Source organism: Streptomyces sp. NPDC107654, assembly GCF_055639035.1.
Map to the genome: position 1 here is coordinate 108,474 of NZ_JBVKBI010000023.1, position 16,454 is coordinate 124,927.

The 16,454-nt window shown below is 73.4% G+C and carries 14 protein-coding genes and 1 pseudogene; 5 read left to right on the forward strand and 10 right to left on the reverse strand.

The window, feature by feature from the left end:
• Window positions 1-80 precede the first annotated feature (80 nt).
• Window positions 81-2,051 carry an N-acetylmuramoyl-L-alanine amidase gene (locus ACZ7N4_RS31195; protein ID WP_471364825.1) on the forward strand — a complete coding sequence of 657 codons (1,971 nt, stop codon included), beginning with the start codon at window positions 81-83 and terminating at the stop codon, window positions 2,049-2,051.
• Window positions 2,052-2,096: 45 nt separating this feature from the next.
• Here ACZ7N4_RS31195 and ACZ7N4_RS31200 read toward each other — a convergent pair whose 3' ends face one another.
• The 9 genes from ACZ7N4_RS31200 to ACZ7N4_RS31240 all read right to left on the reverse strand — a co-directional run bounded on the left by ACZ7N4_RS31200 (window position 2,097) and on the right by ACZ7N4_RS31240 (window position 11,244).
• Window positions 2,097-2,594, reverse strand: a complete 498-nt coding sequence (locus tag ACZ7N4_RS31200; RefSeq protein ID WP_471364828.1) for a hypothetical protein — start codon at window positions 2,592-2,594, stop codon at window positions 2,097-2,099.
• A gap of 86 nt (window positions 2,595-2,680) precedes the next feature.
• The gene (locus ACZ7N4_RS31205; protein ID WP_471364831.1) at window positions 2,681-4,126 is read right to left on the reverse strand and encodes a 3-hydroxybutyrate oligomer hydrolase family protein; all 1,446 of its coding nucleotides are present in this window, start codon (window positions 4,124-4,126) and stop codon (window positions 2,681-2,683) included.
• A 139-nt stretch (window positions 4,127-4,265) separates the two neighbouring features.
• A complete protein-coding gene (locus ACZ7N4_RS31210) occupies window positions 4,266-5,516 on the reverse strand; it encodes an extracellular catalytic domain type 1 short-chain-length polyhydroxyalkanoate depolymerase (RefSeq protein ID WP_471364834.1) in 1,251 nt (416 codons plus the stop codon).
• Between the two features lie 193 nt (window positions 5,517-5,709).
• The gene (locus tag ACZ7N4_RS31215; protein WP_471364837.1) at window positions 5,710-6,612 is read right to left on the reverse strand and encodes a universal stress protein; all 903 of its coding nucleotides are present in this window, start codon (window positions 6,610-6,612) and stop codon (window positions 5,710-5,712) included.
• A gap of 119 nt (window positions 6,613-6,731) precedes the next feature.
• Window positions 6,732-6,974, reverse strand: coding sequence for a DUF397 domain-containing protein (locus ACZ7N4_RS31220; protein WP_471364840.1), 243 nt, complete (start codon window positions 6,972-6,974; stop codon window positions 6,732-6,734).
• Between the two features lie 131 nt (window positions 6,975-7,105).
• Window positions 7,106-8,272 (reverse strand): thiolase domain-containing protein, encoded by a 1,167-nt coding sequence (locus tag ACZ7N4_RS31225; RefSeq protein WP_471364845.1) that lies wholly within the window; start codon window positions 8,270-8,272, stop codon window positions 7,106-7,108.
• Complete coding sequence (locus tag ACZ7N4_RS31230; protein WP_471364848.1) at window positions 8,269-9,339, reverse strand: thiolase domain-containing protein; 1,071 nt, start codon at window positions 9,337-9,339, stop codon at window positions 8,269-8,271. Before ACZ7N4_RS31230 ends, ACZ7N4_RS31225 begins: the two co-directional genes overlap by 4 nt.
• The gene (locus ACZ7N4_RS31235; RefSeq protein WP_471364852.1) at window positions 9,336-10,277 is read right to left on the reverse strand and encodes a Zn-ribbon domain-containing OB-fold protein; all 942 of its coding nucleotides are present in this window, start codon (window positions 10,275-10,277) and stop codon (window positions 9,336-9,338) included. Before ACZ7N4_RS31235 ends, ACZ7N4_RS31230 begins: the two co-directional genes overlap by 4 nt.
• 166 nt (window positions 10,278-10,443) lie before the next feature.
• Window positions 10,444-11,244 (reverse strand): crotonase/enoyl-CoA hydratase family protein, encoded by an 801-nt coding sequence (locus tag ACZ7N4_RS31240; RefSeq protein WP_471364855.1) that lies wholly within the window; start codon window positions 11,242-11,244, stop codon window positions 10,444-10,446.
• Window positions 11,245-11,430: 186 nt separating this feature from the next.
• On the opposite strand from ACZ7N4_RS31240, the gene ACZ7N4_RS31245 reads away from it, so the two are divergent.
• Window positions 11,431-13,086, forward strand: coding sequence for an acyl-CoA synthetase (locus ACZ7N4_RS31245; protein ID WP_471364858.1), 1,656 nt, complete (start codon window positions 11,431-11,433; stop codon window positions 13,084-13,086).
• A gap of 114 nt (window positions 13,087-13,200) precedes the next feature.
• A complete protein-coding gene (locus tag ACZ7N4_RS31250) occupies window positions 13,201-13,557 on the forward strand; it encodes a hypothetical protein (protein WP_471364861.1) in 357 nt (118 codons plus the stop codon).
• Between the two features lie 6 nt (window positions 13,558-13,563).
• Here the strand turns inward: ACZ7N4_RS31250 and ACZ7N4_RS31255 are convergent.
• Window positions 13,564-14,399: pseudogene (locus ACZ7N4_RS31255) on the reverse strand (alpha/beta fold hydrolase).
• Window positions 14,400-14,647: 248 nt separating this feature from the next.
• On the opposite strand from ACZ7N4_RS31255, the gene paaK reads away from it, so the two are divergent.
• Both paaK and ACZ7N4_RS31265 read left to right on the forward strand, forming a co-directional pair.
• The gene (gene paaK, locus ACZ7N4_RS31260) at window positions 14,648-15,952 is read left to right on the forward strand and encodes a phenylacetate--CoA ligase PaaK (protein WP_471364864.1); all 1,305 of its coding nucleotides are present in this window, start codon (window positions 14,648-14,650) and stop codon (window positions 15,950-15,952) included.
• A 78-nt stretch (window positions 15,953-16,030) separates the two neighbouring features.
• Window positions 16,031-16,363, forward strand: coding sequence for an ArsR/SmtB family transcription factor (locus ACZ7N4_RS31265; RefSeq protein WP_471364867.1), 333 nt, complete (start codon window positions 16,031-16,033; stop codon window positions 16,361-16,363).
• The last annotated feature ends 91 nt before the right edge of the window (window positions 16,364-16,454 follow it).

A 16,454-nucleotide genomic window follows, 5' to 3' on the forward strand; every position in this document is an offset into this window, starting at 1 on the left:
GGATCGTCGGCAAGCCGGTACCACTGACCCAGCTCGGCGCCGCACGCCCCGCCACGCTCCGCCCGTCACAGGAGGCCGCATTGCGAGGATCCGCCACCGACCCCACGTCGACCCCCGGCCACAGACGTCTGCGGCGAACCGCCGTCCCGCTCTCCTCCGCGGCCCTGCTGCTGCCCCTGCTCGGCGCGGCCCCGGCCCCCACCGCCACGGACTCCTCCACGCACCGGCTGCAGCACGCGTTCGCCGCCGCGGCGGCCGAGTACCACGTACCGCAGAGCGTTCTGCTGGCCGTCTCCTACCTCCAGTCCCGCTGGGACGCCCACGGCGGCGCGCCGAGTGTGACCGGCGGCTACGGCCCGATGCACCTCACCGACGCGCGCACGGCGATCGCCGCCACGGAACACTTCGCCGAGGGGACGGAGGACGCACGGGGCGACTCCGCCCGGGCCGCGCTGCGTCCCACCGCCGAGGCGCCGGCCGAGTCGGCGCTTCCGGCCCGCTTGAAGACGCTGCCGCGGGCCGCGGAGCTGTCCGGCCTGCCGGCGGAAGAGCTGCGCACCGACCCGGCGGCCAACGTGGCCGGCGGCGCCGCCCTGCTCGCCGCCGCGCAGAAGCGGCTAGGCGAGCCGCCGAGCGCCGACCCGGCCGACTGGTACGGCGCGGTGGCCGTCTTCTCCGGCGCCGACGACAGGGCGACCGCCGCCGCGTACGCCGACGACGTGTACGACGTGCTGCGCACCGGCGAGGAACGCACCACGGACGACGGCCAGCTGGTGACCCTGGCCGCGCAGCCGCGGCTGACCGCCGACACCGCCCCGCTTGGGCGGGCCGGGCTGCGCACCCTGCCGGCCGACGGCACCGAGTGCCCGAAGTCGGTGTCGTGCGAGTCGGTCCCGGCGCCGTACGAGGAGTTCGGCGACAACGACTACGGCAACCACGACCTCGGCGACCGCCCGGACTCGCAGAGCATCAGGTACATCGTCATCCATGACACGGAGGGCTCCTGGGACGGGGTCCTGAAACTGGTCCAGGACCCCACCTATGTGTCGTGGAACTACACGATCCGCTCGACCGACGGTTTGATCGCCCAGCACGTCAAGGCGAAGGACGTGGCCTGGCACGCGGGCAACTGGTACGTCAACGCCAAGTCGATCGGCATCGAGCACGAGGGCTTCCTGGCCGCGCCGGACGCCTGGTACACGGAGGCGATGTACCGGTCGTCGGCCCGGCTGGTGCGGTACCTCGCCCGGACGTACGACGTCCCGCTGGACCGACAGCACATCCTGGGCCACGACAACGTGCCCGGGCCGACCGCGTCCAGCATCCCGGGGATGCACACGGACCCCGGCCCGTACTGGGACTGGCGCCACTACTTCCAGCTGCTCGGCCACCCGTTCCGGCGCACGGCCGGCCCCCGCTCCGGGGTGGTGACGGTGCTGCCGGACTACGCCTCCAACCGGCCCGTCTACACCGGCTGCACCACCAAGGGCGAGCCGTGCACGGCGCACGGCTCCAGCGAGGTGCGGCTGTACACGGACCACGACGAGGCCGCCCCGCTGGTCAGGGACATCGGCCTGAAGACGGACCCGACGGACGGCGTGAACGATCTGTCCTCGCGGGTCTCCACCGGTCAGAGTTACGCGGTGGCCGACCGCTGGGGCGCCTGGACGGCCATCTGGTACCTGGGGCAGAAGGCCTGGTTCCGCAACCCGCCCAAGGACCCGGCGGCCGTGCCCGCGCGAGGTCTCGTGGTGACGCCGAGGCAGGGACTGGCGAGCGTCCCGGTGTACGGCCGTGCCTATCCGGAGAAGGAGGCCTACCCGGCGGGCGTCCCCGCGCAGTCGGTGGTGCCGCTGCCGTACACGATCCCCGCCGGACAGCGGTACGTGGTCGGTGACGAGGTGCCGGGCGAGTACTACTACGCGGTCACCTTCACCCCCGACTCGCACCGGGTCGTGGCGGGCGAGGACCTGTACTACGAGATCCAGTACGGCCACCGGATCGCGTTCGTCCGGGCCGCCGACGTGACGCTCGAAGCCGCCGCCCGCTAGTCCGGTCGGCAGCTTCCCGGGCCTGCCCCTGATCCCCGCCGTGTCTCAGCCCTGCTGGAAGAGCTCCGCCGGGAGCGGCTTCAGCAGGGCGTACAGGTCGTCGGTGATGGGGCGGTCCCAGGCGGCGATGGTCACCAGGACGCCGTCGCTGCGGTCGAACTGGACGCAGGAGATCCGGCTCTCGGAGAGCTTCAGCCGCCGCACGATCAGGAGGTTGTCGCCCTGGAGCACCGGGGTGTCCTCGACACCGACGACGGTGATCTCCTCGTCGTTCTCCAGCGCCAGCAGCAGCTGGCCCACCTCGAAGGGGATCTCCCCGTCGGTGACGTCGCGGGCCGGGGAGCCCTCCGGCAGATTGCCGATGATCATGGCGGGGCCGCGTCCGCCGAACAGGTCGTAGCGCAGGAAGACGCCCTGGCAGGTGCCGTCGGGCGCGGGCAGCAGGCCCGCACCGAGGTTGCCCGGCCAGTCGCCCGGGTCCATGGCCAGCACGTCGAAGTCGGGTCCGGCAGGGGTCGCGCTGCGGCGGCGGAGGAACGACATGCGGCCATGGTACGTGGGCTCCCCGGGAAGTGCCGTGACGGGGTGAACGATCATGTGCGGGTCCGTCGGGCCCGCTCGCACCCCGCTCAGCCCAGGGGACAGCTGGTCAGCAGCGTGGCCGGTGTGGCGTCGGGCGGGCGCGGGACCGTGTGGTCGGCCGGGGGGACGGCGTCCCCCGCGATCCAGCGTTCCAGGGCCTCGAAGGCCGCGCGGTGGCAGGGCACCATCGGGCGGAGCCGGCCGGGGAAGGCGTCGGCCAGCGCGTCGGTGTGGGTGCCGTCCTCGACGCGGTAGTAGCGCAGCAGGGAGCCGCGGCCCGCCTCGTGGACCATGCGGGCGTAGACGTCGGAGTCCTCGCTGATCGGCAGCAGTACGTCGAGGGTGCCCTGGAGGGTGATCAGGGGCTTGCCGACGCGTCCGGTGAGGGCGATGCGGCCGACCGCCCGGTGGACGGCGGCGGGGCGGGCCGCGTAGTCGTAGTCGGCGTCGCAGCCGGGGGTGCCGGAGGCGCAGTACGGGGTGCCCGCCTCGGTGGCGCCGTCGTAGCCGGGGTCGAGTTCCTCGCGGTAGATGCGCTGGGTGAGGTCCCAGTAGACCTGGTGGTGGTACGGCCACAGGAACTCGGATCCGGCCGGGAAGCCGGCCCGGTGCAGTGCCGTCCGGGCCTCGGCGGCGCCGGGTCCGCCGGCGGCGTAGGCGGGGTAGTGACGCAGCGCGGTCGGCAGGGAGGTGAGCAGGTTGGGGCCGTCGGCGCGCCAGAGGGTGCCCTCCCAGTCGACTCCGCCGTCGTACAGCTCGGGGTGGTTCTCCAGTTGCCAGCGGACCAGGTAGCCGCCGTTGGACATCCCGGTGGCGAGGGTGCGGGCCGGGGGCCGGTGGTAGCGCTGGGCCACCACGGTGCGGGCGGCGTGGGTGAGTTGGGTGAGGCGGGTGTTCCATTCGGCGATGGCGTCGCCGGGCCGGCGGCCGTCGCGGAAGAAGGCGGTCCCCGTGTTGCCCTTGTCGGTGGCGGCGTAGGCGTAGCCGCGGGCGAGCACCCAGTCGGCGATGGCCCGGTCGTTGGCGTACTGCTCGCGGTTGCCCGGCGTGCCGGCGACCACCAGGCCGCCGTTCCAGTGGTCGGGCAGACGGATGACGAACTGGGCGTCGTGGTGCCAGCCGTGGTTGGTGTTGGTGGTGGAGCCGTCGGGGAAGTAGCCGTCGATCTGGATGCCGGGGACACCCGAGGGGGTGGGCAGGTCCTTGGGGGTGAGGCCCGCGTAGTCGCCCGGGTCGGTGTGGCCGGTGGCCACGGTCCCGGCGGTGGTCAGCTCGTCCAGGCAGTCGGCCTGCTGGCGGGCGGCGCCGGGGACGTGCAGCCGGGTGCGGCCGGCGCAGTGTGCGTCGGGTGTCCCCGGGGTGGGAGCCGCGGTGGCGGGCGTGACCAGGAGGGAGCAGGCGGCGGCGAGGGAGAGAGCGCCCAGGGCGGTGCGGCGGGTACGGCGGGCGGGCCGTGGACGGCGGCCGAGCGGTGGGCTGGGGTGGGGCGGCATGCGGTTCCTCCGGCGGGTTGGGGACGCGCTGGAGGCTAGGGCGGGTGTGGGGGTTGCGGACATGTGTGGAGCCGCCATGATCACGACCCGTTAGGGGGGTGCGGCCACCATGGCGGCTGTGTCGGTGCCGGGCTCCCTGTCAGGGGCAGGCGCTGTCGGCGAGGGTGAAGTAGCCCGTGGGCGACTCTTTCAGGGTGTGGGTGACGAACGTGTTGTACAGGCCCATGTTCTGGCCGGACCCCTTGGCGTAGGTGAAGCCGCCGCCGGTGGTGGCCCGGCCGGCCTGTACCTGGGCGTAGTTGCTCGCCGTCCAGCAGGCGGCGGTGCCGCCGTCACCCGGGTCGCCGGGGCCGGGATCGCCGGGGCCGGTGGTGTCCAGGCCGAAGAACCGGGCGATCCAGCGGCTGGAGCAGATCGAGTCGGGGAAGTACGGGGCACCGGTGCTGCCGCACTGTTCGCTGCCGGTGCCGGGGTCGACCGGGGTGCCGTGTCCGATGCCCGGGACCCGGTCGACCTCGACGGCGACCGTGCCGTCGGCGGCCAGGTACTGGTCCTGCCGGGTGGCGTCGGGCCCGATGGCGGCGGTCCGGGTGGGCGTCTGGGACAGGCCGTGCAGGGCCGTCCACTGGTCGCGCAGTTCGGTGGCGTTGCGCGGTACGACGGTGGTGTCCTGGTCGCCGTACCAGATCGCGGCGCGCGGCCACGGCCCGGTGTACGAGGGATGGGCGTCGCGCACCCGCTGGGCCCAGTCGGCCGGGCTCAGGTCGACGCCGGGGTTCATGCAGGTGTAGGGGCTGTTGTCCCGGGTGCAGTCGTAGGGCAGGCCGGCGACGACGGCGCCCGCCGAGAACACGTCGGGGTAGGTGGCGAGCATGACGGCGGTCATGGCGCCGCCGGCGGACAGTCCGGTGACGTGGACGCGCCCGGGGTCGGCGCCGTAGGCGGTGACGGCGTGGCTCACCATCTGCCGGACGGACAGGGCCTCGCCCTGGCCGCGCCGGTTGTCACCGGACTGGAACCAGTTGAAGCACCTGTTCGGGTTGTTGGCGGTGGAGGTCTCGGCGAGCACCAGCAGGAAGCCGTCCTGGTCGGCGAGCTGGGGCAGGCCGGAGTTGTCGGCGTAGACCTGGGCGCTCTGGGTGCAGCCGTGCAGGGCGACGACGACCGGCGGGTGGGCCGGCAGGGTGGCGGGCCGGTGGACGTACATGGTGAGGGCGCCCGGGTTGGTCCCGAAGTCGGTCACCCGGGTGAGTGTGACGGCGGCGCGGGCCTCGGGTGCGGGGGCGGCGAGTGCGGTGCCGAGGACTACGGCGAGGACGGCGAGGAGGCGGAGCAGGAGGCGGGCGCGGGGTGGTGCTCCGCGCGCCGTGCGGGACGGTGGCTGGGGCATGGCGGCTCCTTCGGTGGACACACGGGCCCCGGCCGCTCCCGCGCGGGGACGGCGCCTTGGAGCACCGGGGGTGGCGGAACCATAGGTTCGGGTGTGTCCGGGAACCATGGCGCCGGGCACCACAGCCGTCGGTGCCGGGGTCGGCACCGGACGGATTGCGGGCCGCCGTGCGCTCTGCTAGGCGGTGCCCGTCTCAGTCCTCCGGCGGGGCCGGCGGGACCACCGCGACCGGGCTCGCCGCGTGCAACAGCACCGCCTGGGTGACGGAGCCCATCATGCGGGCCGGGGCCAGCAGCCGTCGCCGGTGCCGGCCGACCACGACCAGGTCGGCGTCCCTGGAGGCGGCGACCAGGTGGCCGGCCGCGTCGCCGGGCAGTGCCTCGACGGAGGCACGGACCTCGGGGTGGCGCTCCCGGTGCGGGGCGAGGAAGCCCTCGGCGAGGACCCGTGTCTCGTGCTCCACGGCGTCCTGATCGACCGGCGGCGGCACCATCTGGCCGGGTGCGGACCAGGTCTGCAGCGGCCACGGGTAGGCGGCGATCACCTGGAGCCGGGCGCCGCGCCGTGCGGCCTCGGCGCAGGCGAAGGAGAGGACGCCGTCGTCGGGGCTGTCGGCGTGCACGCCGGCGACCACCCGGGGCCCGGGCTCGGCGGGCCCTTCGCCGTGCACCTCGCGGTCGGGCCGGGGGACGACCACCACGGGGCACTCGGCGTCCCGGGCGGCGGCGAGCCCGTTGGAGCCGAGCAGCAGGCTGGCGAAGCCGCCGCGGCCCCGGGAGCCGAGCACCAACAGCTGGGCGTCGCTGCCCAGTTCGGGCAGGACGGCCCCCGGCACGCCCTCCAGCGCGACGTACTCCACGATCTGGTCCCCGGCACGGTCCGCGAGCCGGGCGCGCACCTCGTCGAGGACCGGGTCGCCCTCCACGTCGGGCGGCCCGGCGACCAGGACGTCGGCCTGGCCCCAGGCGGCGTACTGCCGTGCGTGCACCACCCGCAGCGGTGCCGCGCGGCGGCGGGCGGCGTCCAGGGCCCAGTCCAGGGCGCGCAGGCTGTCAGCGGACCCGTCGACCGCGGCGATGACCGGCGCAGCGCTCATCCTTACCTCACCTCCGGAACACGACCTTCCCCCTTGCTGGGGCCAGCCTCGCTCAGGTCCGGTCCCCGGCGGGGCGCTGTCGGTCGCGTGTCCGGAAATCCGGTCTCGACACCCCCGGTTCAGGTGAGATCGAACTCGCCTTCGCGCGCACCGGAGACGAAGGCGCCCCATTCCGCGGGGGTGAAGATCAGGGACGGGCTCTCCGGGCGGCGGCTGTTGCGCATCGCGATGAAGCCCTCGACGAAGGCGATCTGGACATCGCCCAGGCCTCGGCTGCTGGACTGCCACTGCGCGCTGCTGAGGTCCAGCTCCGGCTTGTCCCAGCCCACGAGCGGCTGCTGCTGGATGGTGCTCTCGGCCACGTCCGTGCTCCTCCCGGTTCGTCGTCCGCGGGCCAGCCTAGCGACCGGTCGCTACGGCGGACAGGGCACGCGGGGACGACCTTCGCGGAGTCCGGCCGGGTCCTCCCGGCCGGGCCTTCCCGGGCGGGCGGTCAGGAGTCGGGGGGCGCGGAGCCCACGAGCCACATGGAGAAGAACTGCGAGCCGCCGCCGTAGGCGTGTCCGAGCACCCTGCGGGCCCGGTCCAGCTGGTGTTCGCCGGCCTGGCCGCGCACCTGGAGGGCGGCCTCGGCGAAGCGGATCATGCCGGAGGCGCCGATGGGGTTGGTGGACAGCACCCCGCCCGACATGTTGACGGGCAGGTCGCCGTCGAGTTCGGTGACGCCGGACTCGGTGAGTTTCCAGCCCTCGCCCTCCTCGGCGAAACCGAGGTTCTCCAGCCACATGGGCTCGTACCAGGAGAACGGCACGTAGATCTCGGCGGCGTCGACGTCCCGGCGCGGGTCGGCGATGCCGGCCTGCCGGTAGACGTCGGCGGCGCAGTCCCGGCCGGCCCGGGGGGAGACGAAGTCCTTCCCGGCGAACAGGGTGGGCTCGCTGCGCATGGCGCCGCCGAGCATCCAGGCGGGCGGGCGGGGCGCGCGGGCGGCTCCGGCGCGGTCGGTGAGGACCATGGCGCAGGCGCCGTCGGAGGACGGGCAGGTCTCGGAGTAGCGGATGGGGTCCCACAACATGGGGGACGCCACCACCTTTTCCAGGGTGATGTCGTGTTCGTGGAGGTGGGCGTAGGGGTTCTTCAGGGCGTTGCGCCGGTCCTTGTAGGCGACGAGGGCGCCGATGGTGTCGGGGGCGCCGCTGCGCCGCATGTAGGCGCGCACATGGGGGGCGAAGAAGCCTCCGGCTCCGGCGAGCAGGGGCTGCTGGAAGGGGATGGGCAGGGACAGGCCCCACATGGCGTTGGACTCGGACTGCTTTTCGAAGGCGAGGGTGAGGACCGTGCCGTGGACGCGCGCGGCCACCAGGTTCGCGGCGACCAGCGCGGTGGACCCGCCGACGGAGCCGGCGGTGTGCACCCGCAGCATGGGTTTGCCGACGGCGCCGAGCGCGTCGGCGAGGTACAGCTCGGGCATCATGACGCCCTCGAAGAAGTCGGGCGCCTTGCCGATGACGACGGCGTCGACGTCGGCCCACGTCAGGGCCGCGTCGTCCAGGGCGCGCCGGGCGGCCTCGCGGACGAGGCCGGCGATCGACACGTCCCGGCGGGCGGCGACGTGCCGGGTCTGGCCGATCCCGACCACGGCCACGGGTTCCTTGCTCATCGTGGGTCCCCTTCGAGGACGGCGACCAGGTTCTGCTGGAGGCAGGGGCCGGAGGTGGCGTGGGCGAGGGCGCGGTCGGAGGCGCCGCGGTGGATGCGGGCGGCGGCCTCGCCGATGCGGACCAGCCCGGCGGCCATGACGGGGTTGGCGGAGAGCGCGCCGCCCGAGGGGTTGACGCGCACGCTGTCGTCCAGCCGCAGGGCCCGGCGCAGGACCACCTCCTGCGCGCTGAACGGGGCGTGCAGCTCGGCGGTGTCGACGGGACGTTCGAAGGCGCCCGCCTTCTCGGCGGCGAGCCGGGTGGAGGGTGAGTCGGTGAGGTCGCGTACGCCCAGGCCGTGGGCCTCGATGCGGTGGTCGATGCCCCGGATCCAGGCGGGCCGCTCGCACAGCCGGCGGGCCCGCTCCCCCGCCGCGAGGATCACGGCGGCGGCGCCGTCGCCGACGGGCGGGCAGTCGCCCGTGCGCAGGGGCCGTACCACGTAGTCGCCCTGCGGGACATGGCCCGTGAGCTGGGCGTGGGGGTTGGCGGTGGCGTCGGACCTGCTGCGGGCGGCGACGGCGGCGAGCGCGGGTTCGTCGGTGTGGCCGGCGTCGATGAGTGCCTGGGCCTGGAGGGCGGCGAGGGCTACGGCGTCGGGCCACAGGGGGGCGACGTAGTACGGGTCGAGCTGGCGGGTGAGGACGTCCCTCACGGAGCCGGGCGAGCACTTGCCGTAGGAGTAGACGAGCGCGGTGTCGGCGTCGCCGGTGAGCAGCTTGGTCCAGGCCTCGTACAGGGCCCAGGCGCCGTCCATCTCGACGTGCGACTCGGAGATGGGCGGCCAGGCGCCGACGCCGTCGAGGGCGAGGGTGAAGGAGAAGGCGCGGCCCGCGAGGTAGTCGCTGGAGCCGGAGCAGGTGAAGCCGATGTCGGAGGTCCGCAGGCCGGTCCGGGCCAGGACGTCGTGCAGGACCGGCATGAGCATCTCGACCTCGGAGGACTCGGCGGTGGAGCGCCGGTGGTCGGTCTGGGCGAAGGCGACGACGGCGATGTCCCGGGGGCCGGGGGCTTCCTCGCTGGTCACAGCAGCTCCTTGTAGGTGTCGTACGCCGCGTCGGGTTCGCCGGTGGGCCGGTAGTGGTCGGGGTGGCGGGCCCCTTCCGTCCACACGGGTTCGACGCGCAGGCCCATGCGCACCTGGTCGTAGGGGATGCCGCCGATACGGGCGTGCAGCGCCAGGTCGGCGCCGTCCAGGGCGATGTGGGCGTAGACGTAGGGCACCTCGATGTCGAGCTTCTTCGCCTTGATGTTGACGATGCAGAAGGTGGTCACCGTGCCCCGGGGACCCACTTCGACGTGTTCCGTGGTGGCGACGCCACATGTGGGGCACGCACCCCTCGGCGGGACGTACACCTTCCGGCAGGAGGGGCAGCGTTCACCGACCGTGCGCCGCTCGGCGAGGGCGTGGATGTAGTCGGACTGGGCGCGTCCCGGGGAGTAGGTGTAGTCGAGGCGGGCGGGCACGACGACACGCTTGATCGCTTCCGCGAACGCGCCGGCATGGCCCGTCGGCCGGACCGCCTCGCCGTCGTGCGGCTCGAAGCAGGCGATGTCGGTGATGGCGCCGGAGCGTTCCCCGGCCCAGCGCACGCGGACGCGCATCCCGGTGCGCACGGCGTCGGGGCCGGGGGCGTCGAGGGCGTGCAGGAGGGCGGTGTCGGCGCCGTCGAGCCGGACCAGGACCCAGGCGAAGGGCGTTTCGAGGGGCTGCCCGCGGCGGGGTTCGGGGTTCCAGGCCCAGGTGGTGACCGTGCCGGTGGGGGCGACCTCGACGAGGTCGCGGATCTCCTCGGCGGTGACGGGGTCGTACTCGACGGGCGGGACGAGGGTGCGGCCGTCGTTCGTCCTCACACCGAGGACGACGCGCTCCCGCAGGCCGGTGAGGAAGGCGCTCTGGACGGGGCCGAGGGAGCGGGTGAACGGGAACTCCACGACGAGCGGGGCGGTGAGGACGTCTGGCATGGGCTGCTTCCTTGGGAGGTCGGCGGTGAGGGCGCGGGGCCGTGCGGGGCGGGCGCGGGTCCTGCCGGGGGCGGGGCCGTGGCATGGACGCTCCGCCGCGTGGGCCCGGCCCACCGAGGGCGGCCCGCAGGGGCGCGGGCGGCGGTCCGCCGACCCCGGCGGAGCGTCACGCGCGCTTGTAGACGGGGGGCCGCCTCTCCGCGAAGGCGCGGGCGCCTTCCCTGGCGTCGGCGGTGTCGAACACGGGCCGGCCCCGGGCGAGTTCGGCGGCGAGGCCGTCGGCCTCGGTCATCTCGGCGGTCTCGTACACCGACGCCTTGACGGCCTCCACGGCCAGCGGACCGCAGGCGTTGATCCGGTCGGCGATCTCCAGGGCCCTGCCGAGTGCGCCGCCGTCCGGGACGACGTGCCCGATCAGGCCGATACGGGCGGCCTCCTGCGCGCTGTAGGGGCGTCCGGTGAGCAGCATCTCCAGGGCGTGGGTGCGCGGGATCTGGCGCGGGAGGCGGACGGTGGAGCCGCCGATCGGGAAGAGACCGCGTCTGACCTCGAACAGTCCGAAGGTCGCGGACTCGCCCGCGACCCGGATGTCCGTGCCCTGGAGGATCTCGGTCCCGCCCGCGACGCAGGGGCCCTCGACGGCGGCGATCACCGGTTTGCGGGGACGGTGGTGGCGCAGCATCGCCTTCCAGTGCAGGTCGGGATCGGCCTTCAGCCGGTCACGGTACTGCTGCCCCTGCATGCCGTCGCCGGCCAGCGCCTTGAGGTCCATGCCGGCGCAGAAGGCGCCGCCGGCCCCGGTGAGCACGATCGAGCGGACCCTGTCGTCCGCGTCGGCCTCCAGCCAGCCGTCGTACAGGCCGACGAGCATCGCCAGTGAGAGCGCGTTCCTGGCGTCGGGCCGGTTGAGCGTGAGCACCTGTGTGGCGCCCTCCCGCTGCACGGTGAGGTGTTCCGTCCCACCCATGGGCCATCTCCCCTCGGTCGGAACGAGAACAGGTTGCAGGAGGCGGGTAAGCACTTCAAGGGTTTTCTGACAGGCAGTCAGATTTATTGCCGCGGGCCCTTCCCAGTTGCGGCGCCCTTTGCTCTGATGACCGGCGAACCGACGGATGCGCCTCTCGCCGGGACGTGCCGGGGTCAGGAGGAAGCGGTGGAGTACAACCTTGCCGACCTGTTCGAGTCGGTCGTCGACGTGGTCCCGGACCGCGAGGCGCTCGTGTACCTCGACCATCCCGGGACGGGCGCGGAGCGCCGGCTGACCTACGCCGAGCTGGACGCCGCCGCCAACCGCATCGGGCACCATCTGCTGGACAGCGGTGTACGCCCCGGTGAGCACCTGGGCCTGCACCTGTACAACGGGGTCGAGTACCTGCAGACGGTGCTGGCCTGCCTGAAGGCCAGGATCGTCCCGGTGAACGTCAACTACCGTTACGTCGAGGACGAGTTGGTGTACCTCTACCGGGACGCCGACCTGGTCGCGCTGGTCTTCGACGCGGAGTTCGAGGACCGGGTGGCCGGGGCGCTGCCGCGGGCGCCGAAGCTGCGGCATCTGCTGCGGGTGGGCAGATCGGCCGCGCGGGCGGGGGCGGCGGGCCCGGAGGGGGTGCCCTTCACCGAGGCCGTTCCCGGAACGGTGCCCTTCACCGAGGCGGAGGCCGCCGGGTCGCCCGGGCGGGGCTTCCCCGCGCGCTCCGGGGACGACCTGTTCGTCATCTACACCGGCGGTACGACGGGCATGCCCAAGGGTGTGATGTGGCGTCAGGAGGACTTGTTCTTCGCCGGGCTGGGCGGCGGGGCGCCGACCGGGAAGCCGGTGAGGGAACCGGAGGAGCTGGCGCGGCGGGTCGCCGCGGGCGGCGCCGGAATCACCTTCTTCCCCACTCCCCCGCTGATGCACGGCACGTCGACACTCACCGCGTTCATCGGCTTCAACTTCGGTCAACGCGTCGTGCTGCACCGCAAGTTCCTGCCGGAGGAGGTGCTGCGGACCGTGGAGCGGGAGCGGGTCACCAGCATGTCGCTGGTCGGTGACGCGATGCTCCGGCCGCTGATCGACGCGCTCGCCGGCCCGTTGAAGGGCACGGACTGCTCGGCGCTGTTCAGTGTCTCGTCGTCGGGCGCGATCATGTCGGAGACGGTGCGCCGGCAGTTCCGCGAGCTGCTCCCGAACGCGGTGCTGCTGAACAACTTCGGTTCCTCGGAGTCGGGCTTCAACGGCACCGCGACCGAGGACGCGGGACCCGAACGCGGTTTCCGGATCCGCGTCAACTCCCGTACGGCGGTGGTGGATCCGGCGACGCGCGAGCCGGTGGCACCCGGCGAGGTGGGCCGGGTCGCGCAGTGCGGCCATGTCCCGCTGGGCTACTACAACGACCCGGGGGCCACAGCCGGGACGTTCTTCGAGAAGGACGGGCAGCGCTGGGTTCTGCTGGGCGACATGGCGACGGTCGACGCCGATGGTGTGGTCACCGTCCTGGGCCGGGGCTCGCAGTGCATCAACACGGGTGGCGAGAAGGTGTACCCGGAGGAGGTCGAGCAGGCGCTCAAGGCGCACCCCGATGTGTACGACGCACTGGTCGCCGGTGTGCCCGACAGCAGGTGGGGCAACCAGGTGGCGGCCGTGGTGCAGCTGCGCCCGGGAGCACCGCGGCCCTCGCTCGCCGACATCCAGAGCCACTGCCGTACCCGCCTGGCCGGGTACAAGGTGCCCCGCCGGCTGGTGATCACCGACGTCGTCCAGCGGTCGCCGAGCGGCAAGGCCGACTACCGGTGGGCACGCGAGGTGGCGTCGGAGCAGCAGCCGTAGTCCGGGCGGTGTTCCCGGCGGCCGGCACCACCACGGGTGATTACTCTGAGCGCACGACCGTGCCGTTCACGGACCCCCGGGTGACGGCCGGCGGCCCGCACGGAAGGACCCCGGGTGCCTCACCTCACGCCTGGCCGGACGACTGACACCAGCGCGCCCGGCCGCCGGAGCGTCCGCGTCAGGCGCTGCGCCGCCGCCTGCGCGTCCGTGCTCGCCGCCGTCCTCCTGCTGGGTGCGTTGCTGCTGCCGAACCGGCTGGACGGCCTCGTCCCGGGCGCGTTCCTGCGCCTGCCGGCCGAGGGCATCGCGCTCGCCGCCCTGCTGCTCGCGCTGCCGGCCCGGGCCCGGCCCGTGTGCGCCGCCGCCGGGGGCCTGCTGACCGGGCTGCTGGCCCTGCTCAAAAGCCTCGACCTGGGCTTCGGACGCGTTCCGGGACCGGTTCCTCGGCGCGTACGGCCCACCGTGCGCTGAGGCCGGTCAGCGGTCGAGGAAGGCGAGCGTCCGGCGCACGAACCACTCCGGGTCGTCCAGCCACGGGTAGTGGGCGGCGCCGGGCTGGACGGTGCACTCGGCGTCCGGGAAGGCCTCGGCGGTGCGGCGGGCGAGGTCGGGGCAGGGGCCTCCGTCGACCTCGCCGGCGTACACGAGGACCGGCGCGGTCAGGGCGGCGAGGGCGGTCCGGGTCGCGTCCGGGGTGAAGGCGCCCTCGGCGAAGTAGTGCTCGCCCGCCTCCTCGTTGGTCTCGTCCAGCTCGGCGTCCGTGTGGGCGCGGGCGGTGGCGTCCCAGTGGCCGTGGAAGAACGGCAGGAACACGTCGTCGAACTCGGCCTCCCCCAGGAGCCAGGACCGGAAGGCGGGGAACGCCGGTCCGAACCACGGCTCGTCCGCGCGCAGCCGGGCCGCGGCCAGCCGGTCCTCGGGCGTGGCTCGCAGGCCGAGGGCGGACGGGTTGGGCTGATCAGCAGCAGCCGTCGGATCCGGTGCGGGTGGCGGGCCGCGTAGAGCATCGCCAGGGCGGCACCCGCCGAATGGGCGAGCAGATCCATGTGTTCCAGACCCATGTGGGCCCGCCATGCCTCCACGTCCTCGACCATCCGGTCGCAGCGGTACGTCGCCGGGTCCGCCGGCACCTGCGAGTCACCGGTGCCCCGCAGGTCGAGGAGGGCCAGCCGGCGGTGGGCGGTCAGTCCACCGAGGTCGCCGAGGTAGGCGGAGGCACGCATCGGGCCGCCGGGCAGCACGGCGAGCGGCTCGCCCTCACCGCGCAGGTGGTAGGCGAGCCGGGTGCCGTCGGTCGTGGGGAAGGTGGGCATGCCGTCGATCATCGAGTCGGAGGCCCCGGGGGCGCAACGCCCTTCGGGCCGTGCGCCCCCGGCACGCGATGCCCCCGGACACACCGGACGGGAAATCACGCCGTGGAAGATCACGCGGCACGAGGTCACCCACGGAAAATTCCCGCTGCCCTCTTGATTCCGGCCGCGCGGCCTGGATTACTGGCCCCGAACGGGTCGACCGAATGATCGGTCGGCCGAAAGCTGCTGGTGGTGAGGGAGACGTCGCGATGTCGGATGTGGCGGACCTGCTCGACGCGGGCGAACGGCTCGGGGCCGAGGAGCTGCGGGCGCTGCAGCTGGAGCGGCTGCGCTCCACACTGCGGCACGCGTACGAGAACGTGCCGTTCCACCGGGAGTCCTTCGACAAGGCCGGCGTCCGCCCGGAGGACTGCCGTTCGCTCGCCGACCTGGCCCGCTTCCCCTTCACCACCAAGGCCGACCTCCGGGAGAACTACCCCTACGGCATGTTCGCCGTGCCCCGGGAGCGGATCCGCCGACTGCACGCCTCCAGCGGCACCACGGGCCGCCCCACGGTGGTCGGCTACACCGACAACGACCTTTCCCTGTGGGCCGACATGGTGGCACGGTCGATCAGGGCGGCCGGCGGCCGGCCGGGGGACGTCGTCCATGTGGCGTACGGCTACGGGCTGTTCACGGGCGGTCTGGGCGCCCACTACGGCGCCGAGCGCCTCGGCTGTACGGTCGTCCCCGCGTCCGGCGGCATGACGGCCCGGCAGGTGCAGCTGATCCAGGACCTGCGCCCGTCGGTCATCATGGTGACCCCGTCCTACATGCTCACCCTGCTGGACGAGTTCGAGCGGCAGGGCGTGGACCCGCGCGGTACGTCGCTGCGGGTGGGCGTCTTCGGGGCCGAGCCCTGGACCGAGCGGATGCGGCGGGAGATCGAGGAGCGGTGCGCGATCGACGCCGTCGACATCTACGGGCTGTCCGAGGTGATCGGTCCGGGTGTGGCCCAGGAGTGCGCGGAGACCAAGGACGGTCTCCATGTGTGGGAGGACCACTTCTATCCGGAGATCGTCGATCCGATCACCGGTGAGGTGCTGCCGGAGGGCGAGCGGGGCGAGCTGGTGTTCACCTCGCTGACCAAGGAGGCCATGCCGGTCGTCCGGTACCGGACTCGGGACCTGACGCGGCTGCTGCCCGGCACGGCTCGGGCGTTCCGGCGGATGGAGAGGATCACCGGGCGCAGTGACGACCTGGTGATCCTTCGCGGGGTCAATCTGTTCCCGACCCAGATCGAGGAGATCGTGCTGCGCACGCCCGGTGTGGCACCGCACTTCCAGTTGCGTCTGACCCGGGAGGGCCGGATGGACGCGCTGACCGTCCGGGCCGAGGCCCGCCCGGACGCGCCGCCCGAGGTGCGGGAGGCTGCCGCCCGGGCCATCGTCGCCGCGGTCAAGGACGGCATCGGTGTGTCGGTCGACGTGGAGATCGTGGAGCCGGAGTCGCTGGAACGGTCGGTGGGCAAGATCCGCCGCATCGTGGACCTGCGACCGCGCGAGGCGGAGTGACAGGCGCGCGGCCCGGGAGCGTCGAGCGGATCGCATCGACGTTCCTCGAAACGTCGGCGGCGCCTATACTCCGCAGGCATGACGGACACCGCCCTCACCCCGGACCCGGACCTGGTCAACGCGCTGCGGGCGCTGTCCAACCCGGTGCGGCTGCAGATGCTGCGCTGGCTGCGTGAGCCGGAGCGGCACTTCCCGATGGAGGCCGCCATCGCGGACCCGGCCGAGGTGGGTGTGTGCGTGAGCCACATCCAGGCCAAGGCCGGGCTGGCGCAGTCGACGGTGTCGGCCTACATGGCGGAGCTCCAGCGCGCGGGCCTGGTCCGCGCGACCCGGGTGGGCAAGTGGACCCACTACAAGCGGGACGAGCAGCGCATCGCCGACCTGGTCGCGGAAATGGGGCGGACGCTCTAGGTGTGCTGTCCGGAGAGGTTGGTGACGCGGCTGGCTGGTGGTTGGCCGCTGATGCCGGTGTGGGGTCGGTGGTAGTTGTACCAGTCCAGCC